The sequence below is a fragment of the Dyadobacter sp. CY261 genome, from assembly GCF_021440085.1.
Taxonomy (GTDB): Bacteria; Bacteroidota; Bacteroidia; order Cytophagales; family Spirosomataceae; genus Dyadobacter.
In genome coordinates this window covers 49,238-72,973 of the sequence record NZ_JAKCPW010000019.1, presented here as the reverse complement: position 1 = coordinate 72,973, position 23,736 = coordinate 49,238, and the positions used below count along the sequence as shown (strand labels likewise).

Annotated in this window: 18 protein-coding genes; 16 read left to right on the top strand and 2 right to left on the bottom strand. The window is 45.5% G+C overall.

Features of this window, described 5'->3' with window-relative positions; genetic code table 11:
* Positions 1 to 331: 331 nt before the first annotated feature.
* From LZD49_RS31645 to LZD49_RS35880, 7 genes are all read left to right on the top strand, one after another.
* Positions 332 to 2,806, top strand: coding sequence for a T9SS type A sorting domain-containing protein (locus LZD49_RS31645; protein ID WP_234672180.1), 2,475 nt, complete (start codon positions 332 to 334; stop codon positions 2,804 to 2,806).
* Positions 2,806 to 4,263: a hypothetical protein gene (locus LZD49_RS31640; RefSeq protein ID WP_234672179.1), complete on the top strand. Its 1,458-nt coding sequence runs from the start codon at positions 2,806 to 2,808 to the stop codon at positions 4,261 to 4,263. The genes LZD49_RS31645 and LZD49_RS31640 overlap by 1 nt, the downstream gene beginning before the upstream one ends.
* Before the next feature lie 71 nt (positions 4,264 to 4,334).
* Positions 4,335 to 5,315 carry a hypothetical protein gene (locus tag LZD49_RS31635; RefSeq protein WP_234672178.1) on the top strand — a complete coding sequence of 327 codons (981 nt, stop codon included), beginning with the start codon at positions 4,335 to 4,337 and terminating at the stop codon, positions 5,313 to 5,315.
* Positions 5,316 to 5,343: 28 nt separating this feature from the next.
* A complete protein-coding gene (locus LZD49_RS31630) occupies positions 5,344 to 6,510 on the top strand; it encodes a hypothetical protein (RefSeq protein ID WP_234672177.1) in 1,167 nt (388 codons plus the stop codon).
* Positions 6,511 to 6,526: 16 nt separating this feature from the next.
* Positions 6,527 to 7,840 (top strand): OmpA family protein, encoded by a 1,314-nt coding sequence (locus LZD49_RS31625; protein WP_234672176.1) that lies wholly within the window; start codon positions 6,527 to 6,529, stop codon positions 7,838 to 7,840.
* Positions 7,841 to 7,881: 41 nt separating this feature from the next.
* Complete coding sequence (locus LZD49_RS31620) at positions 7,882 to 9,138, top strand: hypothetical protein (protein WP_234672174.1); 1,257 nt, start codon at positions 7,882 to 7,884, stop codon at positions 9,136 to 9,138.
* Between the two features lie 47 nt (positions 9,139 to 9,185).
* Positions 9,186 to 12,035: a tetratricopeptide repeat protein gene (locus LZD49_RS35880; RefSeq protein WP_234672172.1), complete on the top strand. Its 2,850-nt coding sequence runs from the start codon at positions 9,186 to 9,188 to the stop codon at positions 12,033 to 12,035.
* Between the two features lie 60 nt (positions 12,036 to 12,095).
* Here the strand turns inward: LZD49_RS35880 and LZD49_RS31610 are convergent, their stop codons facing one another.
* Entirely contained in the window at positions 12,096 to 12,881 is a 786-nt protein-coding gene (locus LZD49_RS31610; RefSeq protein ID WP_234672170.1) for a LuxR C-terminal-related transcriptional regulator, read from the bottom strand.
* Between the two features lie 292 nt (positions 12,882 to 13,173).
* On the opposite strand from LZD49_RS31610, the gene LZD49_RS31605 reads away from it, so the two are divergent.
* Both LZD49_RS31605 and LZD49_RS31600 read left to right on the top strand, forming a co-directional pair.
* Positions 13,174 to 15,135, top strand: a complete 1,962-nt coding sequence (locus LZD49_RS31605) for a 7TM-DISM domain-containing protein (protein ID WP_310590517.1) — start codon at positions 13,174 to 13,176, stop codon at positions 15,133 to 15,135.
* A gap of 65 nt (positions 15,136 to 15,200) precedes the next feature.
* Positions 15,201 to 15,824: a response regulator transcription factor gene (locus tag LZD49_RS31600; protein WP_234672168.1), complete on the top strand. Its 624-nt coding sequence runs from the start codon at positions 15,201 to 15,203 to the stop codon at positions 15,822 to 15,824.
* A 53-nt stretch (positions 15,825 to 15,877) separates the two neighbouring features.
* Here the strand turns inward: LZD49_RS31600 and tilS are convergent, their stop codons facing one another.
* Positions 15,878 to 17,230: a tRNA lysidine(34) synthetase TilS gene (gene tilS, locus LZD49_RS31595; RefSeq protein WP_234672166.1), complete on the bottom strand. Its 1,353-nt coding sequence runs from the start codon at positions 17,228 to 17,230 to the stop codon at positions 15,878 to 15,880.
* A 36-nt stretch (positions 17,231 to 17,266) separates the two neighbouring features.
* On the opposite strand from tilS, the gene LZD49_RS31590 reads away from it, so the two are divergent.
* From LZD49_RS31590 to LZD49_RS31560, 7 genes are all read left to right on the top strand, one after another.
* Complete coding sequence (locus tag LZD49_RS31590) at positions 17,267 to 18,961, top strand: OstA-like protein (RefSeq protein WP_234672164.1); 1,695 nt, start codon at positions 17,267 to 17,269, stop codon at positions 18,959 to 18,961.
* A gap of 168 nt (positions 18,962 to 19,129) precedes the next feature.
* On the top strand, positions 19,130 to 19,747 hold the full coding sequence (locus LZD49_RS31585; protein WP_234672162.1) for a T9SS type A sorting domain-containing protein: 618 nt from the start codon (positions 19,130 to 19,132) through the stop codon (positions 19,745 to 19,747).
* Positions 19,748 to 19,822: 75 nt separating this feature from the next.
* Positions 19,823 to 20,746: an outer membrane protein assembly factor BamD gene (locus tag LZD49_RS31580; RefSeq protein ID WP_234672160.1), complete on the top strand. Its 924-nt coding sequence runs from the start codon at positions 19,823 to 19,825 to the stop codon at positions 20,744 to 20,746.
* Between the two features lie 44 nt (positions 20,747 to 20,790).
* Positions 20,791 to 21,102, top strand: a complete 312-nt coding sequence (locus LZD49_RS31575) for a DNA-directed RNA polymerase subunit omega (RefSeq protein ID WP_188933358.1) — start codon at positions 20,791 to 20,793, stop codon at positions 21,100 to 21,102.
* A gap of 151 nt (positions 21,103 to 21,253) precedes the next feature.
* Positions 21,254 to 22,462 (top strand): bifunctional phosphopantothenoylcysteine decarboxylase/phosphopantothenate--cysteine ligase CoaBC, encoded by a 1,209-nt coding sequence (coaBC, locus tag LZD49_RS31570; protein ID WP_234672223.1) that lies wholly within the window; start codon positions 21,254 to 21,256, stop codon positions 22,460 to 22,462.
* Entirely contained in the window at positions 22,447 to 23,373 is a 927-nt protein-coding gene (locus tag LZD49_RS31565; protein WP_234672159.1) for a DUF4835 family protein, read from the top strand. Before coaBC ends, LZD49_RS31565 begins: the two co-directional genes overlap by 16 nt.
* 10 nt (positions 23,374 to 23,383) lie before the next feature.
* Positions 23,384 to 23,638: a hypothetical protein gene (locus LZD49_RS31560; protein WP_234672158.1), complete on the top strand. Its 255-nt coding sequence runs from the start codon at positions 23,384 to 23,386 to the stop codon at positions 23,636 to 23,638.
* Positions 23,639 to 23,736 lie beyond the last annotated feature (98 nt).

Genomic DNA, 23,736 nt, shown 5'->3' with positions numbered 1-23,736 from the left:
CAGCTATTGTTCCGTGGATAGCCAAAACAATTATGCATCCTTCACATTTACAAGCGACCTTCAAAGATCTAATCCCTTGAATCTATACGATTTTACTGGGGTGCTGGAAGTGAATATAACCGGGAGTAAATCTGGCAATGGCACAGTAGGGGCTAAATTCAATTTTGAATCTTGGGATATGTTCTTCGCTCTTAGGGGTTCAAAACAAGAAGTTCCTCAGGCTAATGGCCATTTTATTGTATGCAGTAGCGATAACCTGCAGGCCAACGTTACCATTTATAGTCCTATTGGGCACACATACAATATAAACATAGAGCGGAATGGCACTTTATTGCGAACCATACAAACGATTACCACCTCTTCCAATGTTTTCAATGACTATTATATTAGCTCTCCTTTTAAACTTACAGACATCACCAATGATTTCAGTGGTCTTGAATTACGGGTTGTCGAGATCGTAAATGGACGTGAAGGCCTGGGGTCGTCTCGCGCTATTGACGTCAGCAAAGCCGCTATTATCCCATTAATATCATCAACTAAGCCGCTATTGTGTTCCTCTTCCGAATCTTCGGAGCTCTCGGTCACCAACGCGGAATCAAACGTGCTCTATTCTTGGAGCAATGGGACAACTGGCGTAAAAACATCCGTTAGTGGTGCTGGCGTATACAGTGTAACGGCACAACCGAGTTCTGCTGGCGGTGGCCAAGCGTGCCCATCTGTCAAATCCCAAGATATAAGTATACAGGCCCTTACTTTCGATCCTGAAATTATTAAACCAGAAACTAATGCCAAATGTCAGGGTGAATCAATAACCCTATCTGTTGACCCGAAAGGAAATGGGACCTTTACTTATGTCTGGTCGAAGGACGGCCAAACTGTTGGACAGGAGCAAATGATCGAGGCAAAGCAATCTGGCGTCTACACAGTAAATGTAAAGCCTAACGGCACAAACTGCGAAGCAAAGAATGCATCCAACACTATTACGCTAACATTTGACGAACCTATCGTAGATGCTAAAATCTCTTCGACAGACGATAAGAAAGCAATCTGCGGGGCACCCGAACAACCGTCTCTGGAGTTAGTAGCTATGCCTAATAATTTGATTTACAGCTGGACTCGTGATGGAAAAGATCTCGGAACAAGTACTCAAAAGATAACAATAACAGAGGGAGGACGGTATGAAGTAAGGTTGACGAAGGGAGGATGCAAAGCAACACAGAACATTGATATTGTCGACAACAATTTCGATCCGGGCATAGCAGATACGCCCCTACTTTATTGCTCGGATTCTCCAATAACCTTAAAAGCAAAAACTGATGATAACCAGCTATATGATTATTCCTGGAAACAGAACGACGTCAGTGTCGGAACAAATTCTTCCACACTGACATTGCCAGCGGAACCCGGTAGTTTTAAGTACCGGGTCGAAACTGTAGCTAAGAATTCAGGTTGCAAAAAGAAAATCTCCCAGGAGTTGACAATCAGCTCCGACCCTGCCATTATAAATCCTACCATCACTCCCAACCCGGCCATCATTTGCAATAAAGCAGAAGGGCTAATCCTATCGGCAACGGCCGATAACAGCGCTGGCATCAGCTACGTCTGGACGGGTAATGGAAATGCCGGCAGCGACCCATCCAAATTTGTCGTTTATGATGCCGGCACTTACGCTGTTACCTTTCAACGAGGGGCATGTAAAGAGGTGGCCAGCGTAAGTCCTCGTGAGGAAATACTGGCAGTAAACCTTACAGAAACCGGAAACAGCAGTCCCATCCTGTTGTGCGGTGGGGAAAACAATGTTCCGGTGCAGTTGAAAGCCGAATCCAATCTAAGCACCGCCACCATCAAATGGTACCGGCAAAACGGCACGGAGGCACCTGGGACTAATACAGGAAACTCGTACACTCCAACTGAAACCGGCACCTATTATGCTACCGCTCAGTTCAATACCTGCACGGCAAAATCCGCACAAACGATCAGCACTGAGCTAGTCGCTTCATTTTCCACAACGATTTTGCCGGAAAATATCACGCCTTTTTGCGAAGATAAATCAATCCAGTTAGAGGCGCGGCCTTCCCGGACCGACCTCGCCTCGCGCCTCACTTACACTTGGTTTCAGGACGGGAATACCGTCAAGACGGGGTCGGGCAGCCTTGGAAGTTCACTCACAACCGGCAGAAAGGTGAAATATACCGGAAACTCACTGGCAGAACGGCCTGAAGCTGATTTCACGGTGGTAATCGCCATCGACGGATGTAAGGCCACTTCTCCTGTTAAAAAGGTTGCATTGAAACCGTCCCGAATGAGCATTATCGTGCTCGACGGCAACACCCTGGAAGCGACTGAAAGTGTAGACAATGCGTATCAGTGGTATTACAAGGAGGACTTTGCAACCTCACCAGAGGATACTATCAAAGGTTATGAGCCGGAAGCAGGCGCTACGTCGCGCATACTCATGGGAGCTAAACGGGGGAGCTATTTTGTGAGGGCAAATCGCAATGAGTGTGGTGTTAAAAATTCCCTTGCCTATGTCGTAGATGCGATCACTGCCATCAATCCCGAGGAGGAAAGGGAATGGAAAGTATACCCAAATCCTGCCCAAAAGACGATCACAGTGGAGCAGGTATTACGTAACATTTCTCCTGCTACCATTGAATTGAGAAATACCGGAGGGCAGTTGCTGCGGCAGAACAGGCAGTTGAAATCAATAGAAAATTATTCGCTGGATAATCTTCCGGCGGGCGTGTATTTCCTGGAAATCAGTCAGGGAAGCAGGATTATTAACAAAAAATTTGTCAAGCAATAATGAACCGACAGCTCTGCCTTTTGCTGCTGCTTTTGCTAAAACTGCATGCAGGCTACGCTCAGAATAAGCAACCAGTGCTTGTTTCGGCAGCTAGCCAGGCGAAGCGTGTCAATACTTACCCTCTTTTCGAAACCAATGCTGATAAACCGGCCAAACCTGATAAAAAGTCGGATGATGTAGTCGAAAAACCCATAGCTAACCTGGCAAAATCCGAGATGCCGGCAACTGTCCCCGTGCCAGCGAAAGCGGTATCCAGCAAACCGACGGTTGAATCGAAAAAGGTTGCATTTGACCCCGAGGCGATCAGTACTGTTTATTTCAACAAGCGATTTGCCCAAACCAGCAATAAAGACAACGCCTACTTCTATCGCCAGGCCAAATTTGACCGGGTGACCAATCAGCCGAGAGGTACTGTGAAGGACTTTTACGCCCATAACGACAAGCCCAAGTTTGAAGGGCAATTCAGCAAATATGAAAATACCTACGAAGAAAGAAACACCGACTTTGATGGCATATGTAAGTTTTATGAAGAAAATGGCTCCTACATCACCCGCACTTACAGCAAAAAAAGATTAACCAAAGAAGTCAAATATAACGCAACCGGAGATGTGACTGCTGAAACGGAATTTGATAATGCGGGCAGAAGAAAGGCTTTCAGTGATTACATTCTTGACAAAAACGGTAACAAAGTCGGGCTGATCAAAGGTGCTTTTAATACCAGGACCAACCGTGAGGAAGCAGTCAAGCAACTGCAATACGAAAATGGCAAGCTGAAATCGGAAGTAGACCTTATCAATAGTTGCCCGGTAAGCAAAGCATTGTATTATACGGAAGGCGGGATGGCTCACGAGGTTTATTTTCAGGACTTTACGTGCGAACCAGCCGGTGGATGGAAGTTTACCAACAAAAGTTTTTTCTCGACGAGTCTCAAAAGCGAACCAGCTGGTTTCCAGGTGAAGGCCGTGGGTACCAAGGGAGAATTCGGCACTTTTCAAATGCCGATCAACTATGATTTTGCCGACAAGAGTTTCGAGATCCTCGCCGTTTTTGACCTTGCGACTGAAAAGCCGATGGCCGAGTTCGGAATTGTATGGGAGTACATCGATAACAGTAACTACTCCTTCCTGAAAATAAATACCGCCACGAAAACATTCGAAGTTAACGCCGTGAAATTAGGTATTGTTCAAAAGTACATGACCGGAATAAGGCAACCTTCTCTTGAATTTGGAAAGAACGAGGTGACGCTCTCTTTCAAAAGTTCACAGCAGGGAAAAACCTATTCGCTTAACGGACAGCCACTGCAATACCTGAAAGGCAGCGAGCCGGTCAATTTCGACAAATTTGCCAGGACAGACCCTGGCAGGGAGTCGAAAATCTGGAATGTCGGAGCCTATTTTAAGCCGGCCTCTATTAACGAGGGGATCATTCTTAAAAGCATAGAAGTAAAAATCCTTTGATATACCTCAACGGGTCAGTATAAGCAGGAAACTTAACGCACCAATCAGTACCATAACCATCTCTCAGTTCTATGAAAAGATTCATTTTTTGTGCGCTGCATGCTTTCATTTTCTCGGCTTGTTCTCCCAAAATATACGAGAAGACCTCCGACGGCGAAAGCTTTGAAACGCTGACACAAATTACCGACTCAGATAAACCGTCGCTCTATCCAAATGGAGGCGACGTAGGCGAAAATCTTGTTTTTGTTTCCAGAGAAGAGGATGCTTCCTACAATATCTATATGAAAGAAAAGGTCCTTACTAAGGCCGTCATTCAAAAAACGGCTGGAAAAAACGTCAACCTGACCCCCGCATACTGCAGTGCGAACAACCGGATCGTTTTTCAAACATTTGACAAAACGAATTTTGACATCTATTACATCGACGCGTCAAAAGGGAAGGCGATCACCCAGGTTACCAATACCGATGACGAAGATGAATACAATCCATCGTGGTCTTCGGACGGGAACCTCATTATTTATGAGCGTGGAGCCACGCCGAAAACCTACGCGACGATCAACCAGAGAACCAATAAGCCTACTGGCGGAGTTTCTGTCAAAAAAAACCAAATCTGGATAAAAGACCTGAAAACGAAGGAGTTGAAGATGATAGGAGAAGGCAGCTTTCCTAAGTTCTCTTCTGACAATAAAAATATTGCCTTTGTTAAATACGACCTCGATAAAAGCAAATCCAAGGAAACCGGCACTATCTGGATCATGTCCACAGAAGGTGACTCGCCAAGGCAGATCACCGACGTCAACTTGGGTTATGCTACCAATCCGAACTGGAGTCCCGACGGGAAGAATATCATTTTTCAGTTGACTAAGAAAAATAAACAGGATTCGGACATTTATGTCATCGATATCAATGGCGAAAACCTTCGTCAATATACGATGAACAAATCCAGTGACTTTGCCCCTTACTGGTCCGTCGACGACTTCATTTATTTCAGTTCAGATCGGGGCGCAAAAGCTTCAAAGTATCAGGTCTGGCGGTTCAAAATAAAAAAATAGCTTAACAGCCGCGCCAACTAGACTGGTTATGAAAAAAATCTACATACTAATCCTATTTATTCATTGCTGCGCTTTCTCCTTTGCTCAGGGCCAGGGAGAGGAAAGTATCTACTTCGCCACAGGTACCAAGGTAAAGGGTAAGATAGAATCTGCCGATGATGAAAAGATCAGCACTATCCTTGAAAACGGCAGCCATTACATGGGCCTGAGGGACAAATTTGTAATCTTCTTTAATAAATCAGGAGATTATCTGACCGAGAAAAACATCTCCAAAGAGCCTGCAAGAGCTCAGGCGGAAATTCAGGAATTTTATACAGCCGCCACTGCTGCGAAACCTCTGAATGACATTTTGTTCAAAGCTTCACCAAGGGAGGTAATAGCCTGCAATATCAGCAATGAGTTGGAGGATGTGATCAATTACCTTACGCTCGACGGCAGGTCCGCTTCCATCAATAAGGACAATTTGTTTGCAGTAATCCGACGTAATGGGACACATGAAATGCTGAGAGATTTACCCGAAGTTGCTGATAACCTGTCGGTAATGAAAAAGGATTTTAATAATTCCCGGTTGCAGGAGAAGAAAAGCGAGCCGGTTTCGGTATTGCCCGCGAAACCGCCGGTTGCCGTAGCCACCGTGCCGGAAGTGAGGCCGGCGGAAGCAGCGAAGGTTCCGGAAAAGGAAAGAGAAACAGAGAAGGAAAAGAAAAGGCTGACCACTGATGAACAGAAGACTTACATGGCCAAGTCGGAAGATAAAATGCTCGAACTGGCCAATCTCTTAAACAGCATCGTAGATGCCCGAAGAAGCAGAAGTGAAAAAGACATTGCAATTCAAAAGGCGGTCAAAATGTTTGTCAAGGACGCTACTGTGGAAGTATCCGCTGTTAATAACCCAAATAACAAAACGAAAAGGAACGTTGCGGAATATCTGACGAGACTGAGTCGGTTGAGCTATTCCAAAGTAAATATCACCTATGCTGAAATCAATTTTGTCCAGGAATTTGAACCGGATGATCAGGGAAATTTCTGGGGAATTGCGGAGTATTCGCAGACTTTCGCGACCAATAATTTTCACGATGTGACGCAGAAACGTCAAAAAATCAAACTACAACCGTATGAGAAAACGGTGGATGGAATGAAGCAGGACAAATTCGAGGTATTGATGGGCAACATTTCCATTAATGTAAGTCAATAACCTGATGTACGGGAAGATGTTGATATTATCCTTCTTGCTAATCCGGATGTCGGATGCGTCGGGCCAATGCTTTACCTTCAACGGAAAGATCATCAATGCTGCCTCCGGGCAACCAATCAGCGCAAATCTTTCGATCAAAACGGAGAGCACAAAGCAGGTGATCGGCAAAAGTAATGACCAGGGCGTATTTTCATTACAGGCCCCATGCAATCTGACTTCGCTGCTTGTCGAAAAGGCAGGTTTCCGGACGATGGCAATGCCTGTTACCGGGAAAGATGGTTCTTACTACTTCGAACTTGGCTTGTTTCCGGTAGATAAGCAGACCAACGATCGTCCGTACTTTCAGTCGGAGCAGCAAGACCTGATCCTGGACAATTCGGATTCTTCCAAAACCGAAAAAAGAATAACCCGCCTTTTCAAGCTCGTGGATGTAGTTTCGAAAAAGCCGATTAAGGGAGAGGTTTGTTTGTATTATACTAAAACCGGAAACAAAACGTGCTTTTCGGCTGATCCTGATCTGACCTCCCAGAACAACAAGATCACATTTACCCGCGAGGACATTATCGGACTGGTCGCAACTGCCGGCGGTTACCAGGCTTACAATGGAAATTTGATCATCGACCGGCTCGATAACAGCAGCTCGGTTTACGAAGTCGCAATGAGCAAGCAGCTATCAATCGTGGCAGTTTCCATTGAACCTGCCAATAGCAAGAACAATTATAAGACTGAACTATTTACTGACAAAGGGCAGAAACTGAGTCTCAAAATGGCCGACGTACTTCGCGGTTATTCCATCGTTAATTCGGGAGAGGCCCACCGGATCCGCATCACGTCAGGCGGATCAGGGAGCAAGCCAATATCACTTACGCTTCCACCGTCAAATGGGATTCAATTTGTCAAAGTTGATTTACCCAAAAATCAGGTAATTATCCAGAAAGAAACTCCGCCAGCTTCGCAGCAGGAACCCACGCATAGTGAAAATATCACACTTGCCCCTTTGGATCAGCGCATTATATACTTCGATCAAAGCAGCTACGAGCTCAGGCCGTCTTCCAGGCAAACCCTCGACTCGCTGGCAACCTGGCTGCTGCAAAATCCGGAATACAGGATAGAGATAACGGGCCATACCGACAATATAGGCGACGGAAACAGAAACCTGATACTTTCTGAATACCGATCGAAGGTTACCGCCAACTATCTCATCAACCACGGGGCCGGCCGAAAGCAGGTACACTGGCAAGCAAGAGGAGGCCAAAAACCAGCATTTCCAAACGATGAAGAAAAAACAAAGGCTCTCAACCGGCGCGTGGAACTCAAAATCCTAAGATAGGGCCATATAGTTATCCATATCACACAGCAAACTATTCTTTTATGAGGCTACTCTATCGCGCATTTTTGGTATTGCTTGTCCTACAAAAAGCGCACGCTCAGGAGACGCTATATTGGGCCAATGGTAGCAATTTCCCATACAAATTAGTCGCCTCCACTGAAAACACCTTAAAAGTCGGAGAAACAAGAGGTGACCGTCTGCTGGCACGAACTGTGCCTCGTGAGAACGTGATAGTTGCTTTTAACGCAAAAGGAAATTTTTTGCCGGTGTCCAGCCTCAGTAAGGATCCTACCAGATCGTTGCAGCAAATAGAGCAGTTTTATTCCTCTGCGGGCCCGTCCTATGATCTGCTGATAGCGGCTGAACCGGTTCGCATTGTCGAATGCAACATCAGTTACAAAAGCGAACATGTCATCAATTTCACGACCATCTCAGGGGCATCCGGCTCTATTAACAGAAAGGATCTCGCCTTGATTATTTACAAAAACGGAATCCATGAATTTGTCAGATCTCCATCCGAGTCGGCTGGTATTTTGGAACAGGCTGCGCCGCTTGTAGCACAGGCTATTCTGCTTCCCGGCAAAATGGTCGACAGCGTTTCGACGACTCAAGCTGTCGTGCTGAACGAGGCAATAGAGGTTAAAAAGGGGCCTGACATTAAGCAGCGTTCGGATCCTGCCGACGGCCCGGGGCAAATTGACAGCATTTCCACCGATACTGAATCTGCAAAAGTCGCTCTGACACAAACGCAGACAACCGGCGAACAACCTTCGACCCAGGCTGAAAAGCCCGGACTTTCAACAGAGGACGTTGCTGCGTATAGCATAAAGGGTATCAGAAAAGTAGACGAGTTTGTGCAGTACCTGAATGTCATTAGTGACAAAAGCATCGATCCCGACAAAAAAGACGAAGCCATCGAGCAGGCAACGAAACTGTTTCTATCGGAAGCGACAATCGAGGTCACGTCTTCCAACCGCGAGGGAAAGAGGCGCTATCGGGTGAAAGATTATCTGACCAGGCTCAAATTGTTACCTTACAGCGCCACCAAAATTGCTTGGAACGAGGTGAATTACATCAAAGATCTGGTACTCGAAAGTGACGGCAGCTATTACGGGACCATCACAGGCACGCAAACTTTCACCGGTTTTGACACGAACGGTCAGGATATTGTGTACAGCGACGTCACAAAAAAGAATGTAAAAGTGAAGCTGCAAAGCTATCAGAAGGCGGTTGAAGGGCAGCAGACAACCAACTGGGAGATTTTGCTCGGGAATATTGGAATCAGTACCAATCCATAAACACCGATGCCCGGAAATTCATCATGCAATTGTTAAATACGTTCGTCGTGCGAAATTTTAATTGTGTCATCATCCTCATCGGCATCCTGCTCCCCGCTCACCTCCGGGCGGCCGACTTGCAGGATACGCTCAGTCAGCGGGACAATAATGAAGTGAAACTACTTGCCCGACGAAAGATTGAAAAGGGGCTCAATGACCTGCTCAACACGATCACTTTTGAAGATCTAAGTGCGTTTGAAAGAAAGTCGATCATGGCTGACAGCTATGGCGAATCTCCAAATAAGCTTTTTTATGACGACAAGGTTATTATCGAAGACGACCTCAACCCGGAATTCACTTCCGCTACGAATAGTACCGACCTACCCGTGGATAAGTATCTGAGCAATTTCGAGCTATTTTACCCAAAAAGCATTGAAAGGACAATTGAGCTGTCGGATTTCGAAGCCTCCGATCTGAAAAAATCGGACTACTATTATTACGTTAAGGTCTTCTTCACTTCTCATTTCAAGGGGCAGCACAATCAGATCAACCGGCCTTACCGGCCAATAAAGAGAGTTGCGGAAGTAAGAGCCGAGAAGAAAGGCAAAAAATGGACTACCTATATTTCGCAAATCGCCTTTTACACGGAAAAAGACTCATTAAACGCTTCGCTCAACAACGTCGCCCTTATCCCCGATTCAGCAGCGACTGTCAATGAACAATCGGTTTCCCTGCCGACCGAAGCGGACATTGCCCGGCAAAAGGAGCGGGAGGCCGAGCGCAAGGCGCAGGAGATCTATAATAAATGGTTGACCGACGGTGACCAGGCTTTTCAGGAAGGAGATTATGAAAAGGCGCTGGAAGCGTACACAGAAGCTGAGAAACTGAACAATTATGAAGATTTGCTTCCCAGAAGGAAGATTTATCAGGTAAAAAGAGCATTTGAAAAAGCCAGGCAAACAAAAGCTGATCTTGTAAAACAGTATCTGGCAAAAGCTTCCATTGCGCAGAAGAAAAGGAACTATTCCGAAGCGGTTGGCCATTTTCAGAAGGCATTTGATCTGCTACCTGACTCACTGCAACTGGCTGAGACTATTAAAATGCTGAATCAGAAATCGAGCCTTAAAACTGAGTTGGACGAAAAATACAATTCCGGAAAATATGACGAGGTAATAAAAGACTACTCACGCATCCTCAAAAAAGAAAAAGATAATTCAGACCATTATTTGGGAAGAGGTCTGGCATATGTGATGGTCCGGGACGATGATAAGGCATTGAAGGATCTGGGCAAGGCTATTGAACTGGACTACGCAAATCTGGCTGCATTGCGGGCGCGGTCAGAACTGTATGCGTCAACAAAAGATTTTCCCAAAGCCGTTGCGGACCTCACCAGCTATTTGAACATCGACAACACGGCCGATGAAATACTAGCGAAACGTGCGCAGCTTCGCATATTGACCCGGAACGTCCCGGGTGCATTGGAGGACTATTACCGTGCTATTCAGCTATCGCCGCAGAATGCGTCTCACTACCATCAACGTGGCCTGTTATTTTTCAATTCAGAAGAGTTCTCGAAAGCCGTTGCCGACTTCTCAGCGGCACTCGAACGCGATACACTTGCCCAGGACTCCTATTATTTCAGAGGGCTATCTTATGTCAAACGCTCGGATGTCGAGCAGGCAGGCAGGGATTTTGCCAGACTAAGAAAAATGAAGGTCACGCCTGAACAGGAAGAGCAAATTTCTTCGATTGCATTTGCTTATTTTCATGAAGGTACCAAATCACTTCAAGCCGGGCAATTTGCCCATGCTATTGCCCAATACGATAATGCAATCCACATCAAACCGACAGTAGCTGATTTTTGGTACCATAAGGCCAATGGTTACCTGGGTATCCGCGACTCAGCGGCAGCCATGACCGCCTACGACAAGGCGATATTTTATCAGGCCCAATTTGCAGATGCCTTTCTGGGCAGGGCCAAACTCTGGTTTGCCATGAAGGAATACACAAAGGCAGCAACCGATTATAATCACACCTATCAGATTTCGCCGGTACTATACGAAGCCCGCGTGGGTGAAGGGGATGCTTTTTTTGAGCTAAAACAATATGATAAAGCGGTTACGGCGTATGAATTCATAAAAATTAATGAAAAGAAAATCGGCTCAATCATGTCTGACAGCCTCTATGCCGTCGCTTACAACAAGCTGGGTATGGCACACCTTGCACTAAATATGATCGACAACGCTATTGAAGAATACGATCGGGCGATTTATAAAATGGATAAATCTGCGGAGATCTATTCCAACAGGGGTGCTGCAAACAGGCTAAGGGGCAACCTGAAAAAAGCCATCAGCGACTATCGCCAGGCATCAGCCTTAGACCCTCAAAATCCATTTTACCAGCTGCAACTGGGCCATACCCTTGAAAAAGATGAACGATATGCCGACGCGATAACGGCATTTACAAAAGCTATTCAAATGGATACCGCTAACAAACGCTGTCGTTCTGAGGCACTTCTAAAAAGAGCTGATAATCTGGTCGTGTTAAAAAAATACCCGGACGCGATCACCGACTATTTAGCTTCATTCCAATCGGACTCACCTGTGAAAACGTCTGCTTCAATCATTAACTTCGGCACCGCGTATATCAAAACCAGCCAGCCCGTGGAAGCTGTTAAAATACTATCCCGCATAGGCAACCGGGATGAGCTCAGAGGCGTCGCTTATTATCTCATTGGTTGTGCTTTGGCTCAGCAAAGAAAAAATGAAGAAGCATTGAAATGGTTTGAAAAATCGTTTACAACCGGGCTGATCACCAAGGCATTCTTGCGTAAAGACAAAGTGCTTGACGACATCGACAAAGCATTTGCAAATTCTTCATCATTCAAAGATTTAACAAACCGGCATGTTTTGAGATGAATAAGCGCAACCCGTCACCGGCCCGGCCCAGGCTGTACCCATATGATGGAAAAGTCCGACCTATATAAGCTGATAAGATGTGAGAAAATTGAGCAGTTCCATGGTGTCGGTCATGTCCAGTTTTCTTAGCATATTCTGCCGGTGCGTATTGACGGTGTGCACACTTATAAAAAGTGCTTTCGCAATTTCTTCGCTAGTCAATTTCTTTCCGGTCAGTCGCGCGATTTGAAGTTCCCTATCGCTCAGTCTCTCCAACTGTCGGCAAGAGTTGTCGATATTATTGATTTCGAAAATCAAATTCTGGCTCGCGTTACTAAGGCGCAGGTGCTGGCGGTTGTCGCGTTTCAAATTGGTTATATTTGAAATAAGCGCCAGCATGAACGAAATATTTCCATCGGAGTCCCTTTTAAGAGAAACGCCTTCATGCAGCACCCTGTTGACATTGCCGTCTTGCCCGACGAACTGCAAATCAATAAACGATTTGAAGGATTTCATCGCTTCATCGCTAAGCGATCGCACATGGTTTGTTGTTATCTCAGACATCTGTCTGAAACCTTCCAGATCCGCGGGTAGCATTTTTGAAAGAAAAAAACCGACGCCACCGTCCAGAAAACGTTGTTTATCCCAGCCACAGATCGGCACAGTATCTCCAATGCAGCAGAGGTAGGTCATACTTTTCAAGTCGATGATAGCCAGGGATGAATTTCTCAGAGAAAGTGTTTCGACCAGCAACGGACTATCCTGAAGAAAATCTTTAATCTCAGTTACCTCTGATTCTATGATGTCGGATTTCCATATTTTCCTGAATTCGGTAAGGGCAAAAAGTGAATTGTTGTCGATTAGCATAGGGGGGCGTTGTAGTTCTCAACACAAAATACTGAATAATCAGTATTGCTACAAAGGTTCTCAACATAGATATTTGAATTGATTTCGGAGCAACACCGGATATCACGAAATGCTTAACGGCTTTTCCATCGCATATTTAAAATAACCTCATCATTTTTTCGGGCTAAATCAAAATCACTGCCGGGTTAGTTTGCCAGGTTGTAAATTTCTATTGGTCTGATTTGGAATGAGTTAAATTAATTGCGTAAATTTTAAGACATTACTACCTCCTCTATCTTAACGAATACTAAATGTGGAAAAACCTTTACTCAATGTGTTTTGTCCTAACACTGTGCATAAGATTTTGGGCCTGATCAGCGGATCTGGCAGCCCAATACACACCCGAAACGGAATAATAACTTTTGTACTGCTTGCGTTTACCTGCTTTTCGGGGTGCGACTTACGAGCTACCCCTTTAAAAATCGACCATATCTATCAGTTTCCCGATCCGAATCGTGCGCACGGTATCGAGCAAATTCAAAGGCTGCCCGGAAAATCCTGGTTGGAAGTCAATTCACCGAACTTTGGAAAGCAGGGAGGATATGGTTGGGTTAAATTTCTATTTCAAAGCAAAACAGATCAAACCCTGTGGATTGAAGTCCAAAGTCATTTCATAGACTCTTTGACCATTTTTATTGTAGAAAATGCCACAACTGGCAATAGAATGGTCAGTAAAATGTCCGGCTTCGATCATCAGCCCGTCAAACACAGATATTTTCTATTCCCGGTTACGCTCAAAAAGAACAGAAACTACGACATTTTTCTAAAAGGCCAGGTGAAGGCGCCGGATGTTTTGAAAATCCCGGTAGCAGTCTGGAAACCGAGATCGTTTCTGGAATACAGTCGCGTGGACAACTGGGGCTGGGCCTTGTTTGTTGGCACCATGGTGATGGCAATTGTATTAAGCCTGCTGAATTTCGGATTGAAATCCACAAATGTAACCTACCTCTACTTTGCAGGCTATGTGGGGTTTATCAATGCATATGCACTGCTTAATGATGGTTGGGGGTTTTTCTTGCCTTCGTTTCTGGATTACCTCGACGAGAACACCTTGCTCGGCCATTGGATCAACATCGGTATCGGCTGCTTTATGCTCTTTAGCGGAAAATTCCTGGACATTCAAAATTCCCCGAGGAGGTGGCTGGTAGGTTTTAATCCGCTGTTCATTACTTTGGCGGTAGAAATTGCCATACTTATCGTCCATTTGGGGGAGTGGGCAAATAGCCAGTACATTTTTTCTATAGGTTATAACGCGGGACTCATACTTGCGTTTGCATATTTGCTTTGTTGGCTGTTATTTATAAAAGATGCGGTTGAGCGTGGATTCAAGCCGGTTTGGCTGCATGTCGCTAGCGTATTTGTACTCGTTTCATTCTTTTGTCTCAATACCATATTTGTCAATAGCGGGCTTTTGAAGGAAGCGATCCCCGATATGCTCCTGCTCAGGTATGCCATCGCCATCGATATTGTTGTCATCCTGGTAAGCTGGGTTTACAGGCAGAGAGTGGTAGAGCAAGAGAAAGTAGTGCTTGAAATGCAATGTATTACGCAGCAAAGAACAGTGGAAGAAGCAATCCTCCGGCAACGGATGGAGGAATTGAAAGCTATTAACTTCGAACGTGAAATACAAATGCAAAGGGTTCGGCTGGCAAGAGATCTGCACGACGGAATAGGCTCCGAACTTACGCACATTATCAACAGGCTGGATATACTTGCATTCAAATCCAACCAACAGCAACCTCTTCTTTCCCTGGGAGATTTCACACGGGCCACCAACCAGAATCTTCGCGATACGCTTTGGATATTAAATCAACCCCATATCACTGGTCAGCAATGGTATGAGCGGACCCTGGCCTGGCTAACCAAAGTTTGGGAAGATAGGGAAACTCCCCATTTGCACACTGACTTTAATTATTCCGAAGTATTCATGCTGGGCCCGACAGTTGCAAATACGATCTTCCGCATCACTCAGGAAGCAGTTAATAATGCGCTGAAATATGCCGATGCCGAACGGGTTGTTTTTTTAATGTCGATGCAGAATGCAATGGTGATCCTTACCATTTCTGATGACGGCCAAGGGTTCGACCCCGAACAAGTACATCGTGGTTATGGGCTGGCAAATATGCAGACCAGGACTGAGGAACTTGGAGGTCAGTTCACAATGACTTCTGATAGCCAAGGAACTACAATCAGAGTTGCATTGCCTGTTGTCTAAGTAAATACGTCAAATGACGTATTTACTTAGACAACTCCATAACCGTAATTTGTTAAAAACTCCACATGGCAATCACTGTTGGTATTGTTGAAGATAATGCGGACCTGGCTGCGATCCTGGCCGAAAAGTTATCATTGAGTGATGATCTTGATGTCATGTTGCAGGCACGAAACGGAAAAGATTTGTTGGAAAAACTCAGCACGGAGGCCTTGCCGGATGTTCTTCTAATGGATATCGAAATGGACGAAATGGATGGCGTAAAAGCCACCAGGGAAGTCAAACGAATGTATCCCGGGATCAGGATCATTATGCAGACAGTCTTCGACGACGATCAAAGGCTTTTTGAGGCAATCACCGCGGGCGCATCCGGCTACCTTCTCAAAGATGAAAAGCCCGCTCGCCTGATCAACGCCATCACAGAGGTACTTGAAGGAGGTTCGCCGCTTTCGCCAACGATGGCTACCAAAGCCCTGGATATGCTCCGGGGAAAAAATGATGTGAATTTACTGGAAGTAGGCTCGCTGACTCCCCGAGAAGCCGAAGTTTTAGATTGCTTGCAAAAAGGGTGGCGCGTGAAGCAAATTGCTGAGAAATTGTTTATCTCCGAAAAAACAGTTCGCAAGCATTTGGAGCACATCTACCAGAAGCTGCAAATTCACGATAGCAGGCAGCTAATTCTTAAGCGATGAGATACTGCCACATTTACGACCATCGATAGAAATTCGTGATAATGGTCAGGTTATTAATCTGCCCGTTTTGTTTCCCAAGGATTCAGAGAAATCATTATTGCACCTTTCGAGACGTTACTCAGTTTGAACCGTTCGTCGGCGCGAACTCCTACAACCCAGATAATTTCACCATTTCCATTAAGCAGCACGCCGGTTTTTTCCTTTTCGAAGCGGTCAACTTTGTTGTCGATCAGCAAATCGCTTACCTTCTTATGTTTGCCAGCCATTCCGAACGGCTGAAAAATATCTCCTTGCCGCCACTTTCTCAATATGAGGGGAAACGTGAGCCGATCCGGATCTACCAGGATTGTCGATCTATCCAAATGAAGCGAAGTTCCTGCCGGCAATGTTGTCAGGTTAAACTTCTCCCCTTGCCAGTCAAAGGTAACGTCCGGCCCATCGATTATCAGCTCCTCAACATCGGAAGTCCCGGATTGCTCTTTCAAAACCAGGTAATCTCTATCTACGAGCAGTACATGCGTTGGCGAGAAGAAGCGTTTACCCGGAATCCCGTCAAGGGCGGTCAGAATGCCGCGGATCTGGCTATATTGGAAGCCCAGCTCCTGCAAAATGGCCCAGAGACGGTATGCCGGCTCACTGCTGCTACATAGTTCGCCAATTGGGATGCGAATAGTGTCGGCCCCATAGCTGACGATCTGCGTCTTCCATTTTTGCAGATATTCTTCAAGCAATGTATTGGCAGCTCTCAGCCGTTCCGATGAGGCGTTGAAAGTCGTTTCCAGAGACGGGTTTAACTCCGATAAAACTGGTATCACGTTGTGACGGATTTTATTCCTGTGATAATCGTCCGTTTCATTGGTCCGGTCTTCCCGCCAGCGAACGCCGTTTTCTGCCGCATACCGGCTAATTTCCGCACGGTTAGAAAACAGTAACGGCCGGATCAGTTTACCGTTCACAGGCGCAATGCCGGTCAATCCCGCAGGGCCTGTCCCTCTGGCCAGGTTAAGCAACAAAGTCTCCAATGAATCATTGGCATGATGTGCGGTAGCTATCCATTCGTAACCCGATTCCGCTCTTACCTTTTCGAACCATGTATAACGCAGCTCACGAGCAGCCATCTGGGTCGAAATGGACGCGGTTTTCGCAATGTCTTTGACGTCCGGCCTTGTCACAAAAAAAGGAAAATTACATCGGGCCGCAAGTTCCCGTACGAAAGCCTCGTCGCCCTCCGACTCCTCCCCTCTTAAACCAAAATTACAATGCGCGATACCCGCCGCAAGTCCCAGACGGTGAAAGAGATGCGTCATTACAACCGAGTCTATTCCTCCGCTGACGGCAAGCAAAGTCGGCTGTTGTTTCAGATCCGGCGTGTGTTGGTTAATAAAAGTTAAAAACGAATCCAACATGAACCTGCGAATCGTATTTGGTGTACTTTTGAATGAATGAAGAATGGATTTATCTCTTCGTCCGGAACGGTAACGGGACTTGACCCGGTCAAAGGTAAGAGAAAGAAAAGCAACATGAAGAAAAAAAATAACACGGGAAACTGCAACCCTTTTAAACTTTTCGGCGTCATCGTTATCAAAAGGAACATATTTCAACTGACGTTCTTTGCCTTACTGATTTTTTCACCTTATCTGTTCGCACAGAAAGCATTACCTCAAACGCAGCCTGCTCAAAGCGGGGACCTGGTTGAGATCCTGAAATCGGATGAGCTGGAAATTATCAACCAGCCAGGGGACGAATCACGGCGCGTAATAAATGGTGTGTTCCGACACAAGGGTGCACTTTTATACAGTAACCTTGCGATCCAGCACATTCAAACCAACATGATCGAAGCCTATGGGAATGTCAAAATTGTTCAGGGTGACACGATCACTGTTACCGGTGACACGCTCTATTATTACGGAAATACACGCATGGCAATTGTAAGTGGCAAGAAAACAGTTTTAAAAGACACGAAAAAGACACTCACTACTAAGAAAATGGAGTATGACATGGCCAACGGCATCGCTTACTACAAGCAACCTGGCCGTACTGTCGATGAAGAAAATGTACTTACCAGCAAAGAAGGGTTTTACAATACAACCACCAAGGAATTTACCTATTACAAAAACGTAAAGCTGGTCAATAAAAAATACACACTCACTACGGACACTTTGCTTTATAATTCGATCACCAAGTGGTCTTACTTTAACGGAAAGACCAGGATCGTCAACAAAGATGGCACAGTAGCAGCGACAAAAGGGCAGTACAACACGGAGTCGACTCAGTCTTCATTTCATACCCGGACGACAGTCGATAACGAAACGTATACGCTCACCGCAGACTCGTTGTCTGTCGATGGCAGAACTAATGATGGAAAAGGAAAGGGAAACGTAGTAATCGTGGCCAAAAAGGATAAAACTATCCTGAATGGCGATGAAGGTTATTACTGGAAGACAAAGGGTTATTCCAAAATTTTCGGACATGCCTATGTAAGGAATGTTGTTTCCGAAGATACCATGTACATCCGTGCAGACACGCTCTACTCGTTCGAAAACGCACGGGACAGCACGCGGAAACTGATTGGAGACCGGAATGTATTCATTTTTAAATCTGATTTCCAGGGAAAATGCGATTCGATCACTTATGACACGGCCGATTCGATTATCCGCTTTTTCCGCAAACCGATCCTTTGGAGCGATCAGCATTATCAAATGGAAGCCGATTCGATCACGGCTTTCCTGGTCAGCAATGAATTGAACCGGATGTTGCTTAAAGGCAAGTCGTTTGTGATAACAGAGGACACGCTTGTGAAACAGTTTAACCAGGTAAAGGGCCGGACCATCAATGCGTACTTCCAAGCTGGCAACAAGCTTAAACAGGTATTGGTAGACGGTAATGGGGAAAGCGCCTACTATGCGGTAGATGATAAGCAGAAAAATATCGGTCTCAACAGGGTTGAATGCGGGAGGATGAACCTGCTTTTCGAAGATAACCGGGTCCAGCGGATTGCTTTCATTGGAAAACCCGACGGCAAGCTTATCCCCCCGTCTAAAATAAAACCGGCTGAAAGGCAACTGGAGGGCTTTAACTGGCGTATAGCAGAAAAACCGACGAAAGAACAGACTACCTGGCAGGCAAATAAAAAATAGTCGGAATGGTACTGTATGTTAGCCGTCGGCACGGTTTTTTACCGCAGAAAAATAAAGTTATCCGTTCGCACAATATATTTTGAATATGCAATTATTTCTCTATATTTTTGTAGCGTACTTTTCAGCTAAAACACATAACATATTAGTCAAAAGTATCCGATTGCAGCTATGAAAAGAACTATACGTTTTATCTATATGATTTTAGCCTTAGCCCTGAGTTTTCAAGGGTTAGAGGCCCAAAGCGTTTCGGGGGGAAGTCGCCTGAACATCGCCGGCAAGAAGAAAACCCCCGTAGCTCAAAACATCAAATTTTCGAACTTCTCCAGTGGCATTAATTACAAGCCGCTGACTTTGCAAAATCCAAAAGCGCTGAATAGCTTCTACACTTCGTTTCTTTTTGCTTCCGCAAATGCTGCCGACAATAATGCGCCGGTTGTTGAAGTCGTAGAAAAAGGAGGTGAAAAAAAATCTCCCGCGGTGGAAGCGCAGTTAAGAGCTGAGGAATTGCTTTTTGTGAGTGACAAAATTTCGGTTTCCAATGTTTACCCCAATCCAGCCAGCGAATATGCGGAGATAGACTTTACTATTTCAATGGGCTTGCGTGATGCGAAATTAACTTTCTACAATGTCCTCGGTTCCCAAATCCAGGAGTTTACGCTCAATAAAAATGAACGCAAGTTGCGTGTAAACACAAGAGACATGGCTACCGGCCTTTATTTTTATCAACTGTCGGTCGACGGCAAGAAGGTTGCTACCAAAAAAATGCTCGTTCGCCATCAGCAATAGACTAACGTTTAACACTATTTTCAGCTACGCATTCGTTATGGATGATGTAGCTTTTTTATTACCTTTGCGGTTAATATGCGAAAAAACAGTCCGGCAAGCTATTTCTTGCTATTCATTGCAATCCTTGTTGTTACCTCCTGCAGTAAGTTCTCCAGGTTACAGAAGACGGGTACAGATCAGCAGAAGTACGATGCTGCGATGGCCTACTACAAAAAGGCCGATTATTACCGGTCGGGGCTGTTGTTTGAGGAATTGATTCCCCTGTTGAAGGGAAGTACGGAATCGGAATTGGCTCAATTCTATTACGCCTATTCCCAATACCACCAAGGCCAGTATAATACCAGCCAGTTTCTTTTCAAAAAGTTTTACGACACCTATGCGCGTAGCGATTATGCGCAGGAATCGTTGTATATGCATGCTTTTTCGCTGTACAAAGATTCTTCGCCTTATAACCTGGATCAAACCAGCACCTTTACGGCAATTTCGGCCATGCAGGATTTCATCAATACCTATCCTGAAAGCCCGTTCCGCGAAGAGTGTACCCGATACATCCTGGAATTGAGGTCCAAGCTGGAAAAGAAAGCGTACGAGCGCGCAAGGCTTTATCACAAAATCAGTGATTTTAACCCTATGTCGCTCAAATCGGCGGTTATCTCCATTGAAAACTTCCGGAAAGACTTTCCGGATTCGCAATACAACGAGGAACTTGCTTTTCTAAAGGTAGAATCACAGTTTAACCTTGCATCCAATAGTTTCAGCGACAAACAAAAAGAAAGATATCAGGAAGTCGTCAAGTTCTATCAGGAGCTTGTGGACAAATATCCGACTGGCAAATACAACCGCGACGCCGAGAAAATGTACGACGACAGCCAAAAGCAGATCGACGTGATCGCTAAGACGGAAGCGGAAAGACAAAAAGTGAAAGAATCCCAACCTGATCCGACGACCAAGCCGGCGAAGGTTACCACCCCTGCGATAAGTGCGCCTAACGGGCAGTAGGGTATTATTACATTGTTTTAAAATTTTAACTATATCAGACCATTATGGCAACGAATCCATCAATCATCACCCGTGATACAGACAAGATAGCGGCGGTAACAGGTAACCTGTATGAGTCCGTGTCTGTCATTTCAAAAAGGGCACGCCAGATTTCCAGCAAGATGAAGGAAGAGCTAAATAACAAGCTAGCCGAATTCGCCTCTGGTGTCGACAATCTCGAAGAAGTATTCGAAAACAGAGAGCAGATTGAAATTTCGAAGTTTTACGAACGCATGCCTAAGGCGGGAAGCATTTCTATCGATGAATTCATCGAAGGTAAAACTTACCACAGCTACCGCGATACAACCGAAGAATAATATTGTGACATTTCGAAAAGCCCGCCATGAATCTGAAATTGATGGCGGGCTTTTTATTTGCTGGGGCAGCCATCGCGAAATGCGATATCTCTGTAAATTTACCGACACTGAATTACTGGCACTAAAAAGCCATCATCGAAAGTCTTGTACTTTGAATCTGAAAGGTAAAAAAATTCTGCTTGGTGTAACCGGAAGCATAGCCGCCTATAAATCGGCATTGCTGGTGCGGCTGCTCGTAAAAGAAGCGGCGGAAGTACGGGTTGTGATGACACAATCCGCGACCGAATTCATTACCCCGCTGACCTTATCTACGCTCTCGAAAAATCCGGTACTTTCGTCATTTATCAGCGCCGAAACCGGCGAATGGAACAATCACGTCCAGCACGGGCTTTGGGCCGATCTGATGATTGTCGCCCCTGCAACTGCCAAGGTACTTTCCAAATGTGCCAACGGTCATTGTGACGATCTCCTGACGGCCATTTATCTTTCGGCAAGATGCCCGGTGTTCTTCGCCCCGGCGATGGATGTGGATATGTTCAGGCACCCTTCCACGCAACGCAACATCGAAACGCTGACCAGCTACGGCAACCATTTCATTTCGCCGGAACACGGTGAACTGGCTAGCGGGTTGATCGGTGACGGACGATTAGCTGAGCCTGAAAATATTGTAAAAATATTGAATGCACACTTTGCAAAGCGCCCGGCAGTCGCCGCTAAACGTGTGCTGATCACTGCTGGCCCCACTGTGGAGTCGATAGATCCCGTGCGATTTATCAGTAACCGTTCGTCGGGTAAAATGGGATACGCCATCGCTGAGGCTTTTGCCGCCTCGGGCGCTTTGGTAACCCTTGTCAGTGGTCCTACGCATTTGAAAGCTTCACACCCAAATATCCTGACAATTCCTGTTGAAACCGCGAATCAGATGTTGAATGCTGCAAATAGTAATTTTGAAGGCAGCGACCTTGTTATTTTTGCGGCAGCAGTGGCCGACTACATGCCGCGACGCGTTGCCGATCAAAAGATTAAAAAACAAGGTGATAGCATGTCGCTTGATCTTGTAAAAACAACCGATATTGCAGCGACTTTGGGCCAGATGAAAAAACCAGGTCAGATAATCATCGGATTTGCATTGGAAACGGAGAATGAACTCGCCCACGCCCAGGATAAATTGGCCCGAAAAAACTTCGATTACATTGTTTTGAATTCCCTGAACGATCCCGGTGCCGGTTTCGCACACGATACCAACAAAATAACCGTTATTGACAAGGACAAAAATGTGCAGCAGTTTGACCTTAAATCCAAGGATGAGGTCGCGCAGGACATATTCAATATCGTACTAGCCAAATGGAGCGAAGCATAAAATTATTGATCCTTGCCCTTCCGCTACTTTTGGTGGCGCCGGGGCAGCGGGCGCTGGGGCAGGAGCTCCAGTTCACCGTCAATCTCAACTACGAGCAGTTGGTTGCGCAGCAAAAGACCGACCCGCAGTCGATGAACCAGCTGCAAACTTACTTAAATGATTTTCTTAACAATACGCGCTGGACAAACGATCAGTTTGGCAAGGATGAGAAAATCAAATGCAAGCTCAATGTAAACCTTACCCGCTCGTTAAGCCAGGGAAATTATGAAGGTAATGCGCAATTGATCGTGTCGCGACCGGTTTATAATTCAACTTACGAAACGGTTCTTTTCACTTATGTGGACAAGAATTTTAGTTTCACATATCTTCCCAGTACGCAGTTGTATTTCAATGAAAACAGCTATACAGAAGAGCTACCCTACATTCTGGCATTCTATGCCAACATTGCGCTGATATTTGATTATGACTCATTCAGCAAAATGGGTGGATCGCCTTATGTTCAGAAGGCATTCAACCTCGTTAATCTAGCCAGAAATTCCTCGCCTAATAAAAGAGGCTGGGATGCCAACGGTGATTCCAAAAACCGCTATTGGCTGATAGAGAACCTTCAAAGTCAACAATTCACGCCTTTTCGCGAGGGCATGTACAAATATTATCGCCAGGGTCTGGATGTGGCAACCCAGAATCCGGCCGAAACGCGTGCCAAAGTCCTGGAATTTCTGAACACTATGAAAGAAGTCAACCAGCTACGTCCGGCTAGTGTAGTTATTAACTCGTTTTTTGACGCAAAATCGGATGAGTTGTACAAAATATTAATTGAAGGCTTGCCCGAACAACGGTCTCAGGCATATGCCCTGCTGATAGGACTCGATCCTTCGAAAACCCAGCTCTATCAGCGGCTATCCATGTAGCGTATACGTAATGAGTAAACGGCTAATACGGGTACAACCCGACGAAATAAAGAACAACCAGCTAAGTTTAAAAAAACAAGCTGTTAATGCGGTGCTTTCCAACGGGAACACCATTTTCGGAAGGCTTATAAACGCTGACTCCACGCATATCAGCCTGAAAGACACTCGCGATCATCTGCATCAGATCCCGCTCTCGGAGCTTTATGAACTCGTTTATGACGATAATACAGGCTCCGTACCGCAAAGCCGACATTTGAGCATTTAAAATCCCAGGTTACTTCCTGCCCATATTTCCTATTTGGCCAGATCATAACTATATTCGTACCGGAGACGAGCTTGATTCCCTTCATCACAGACAGGTTG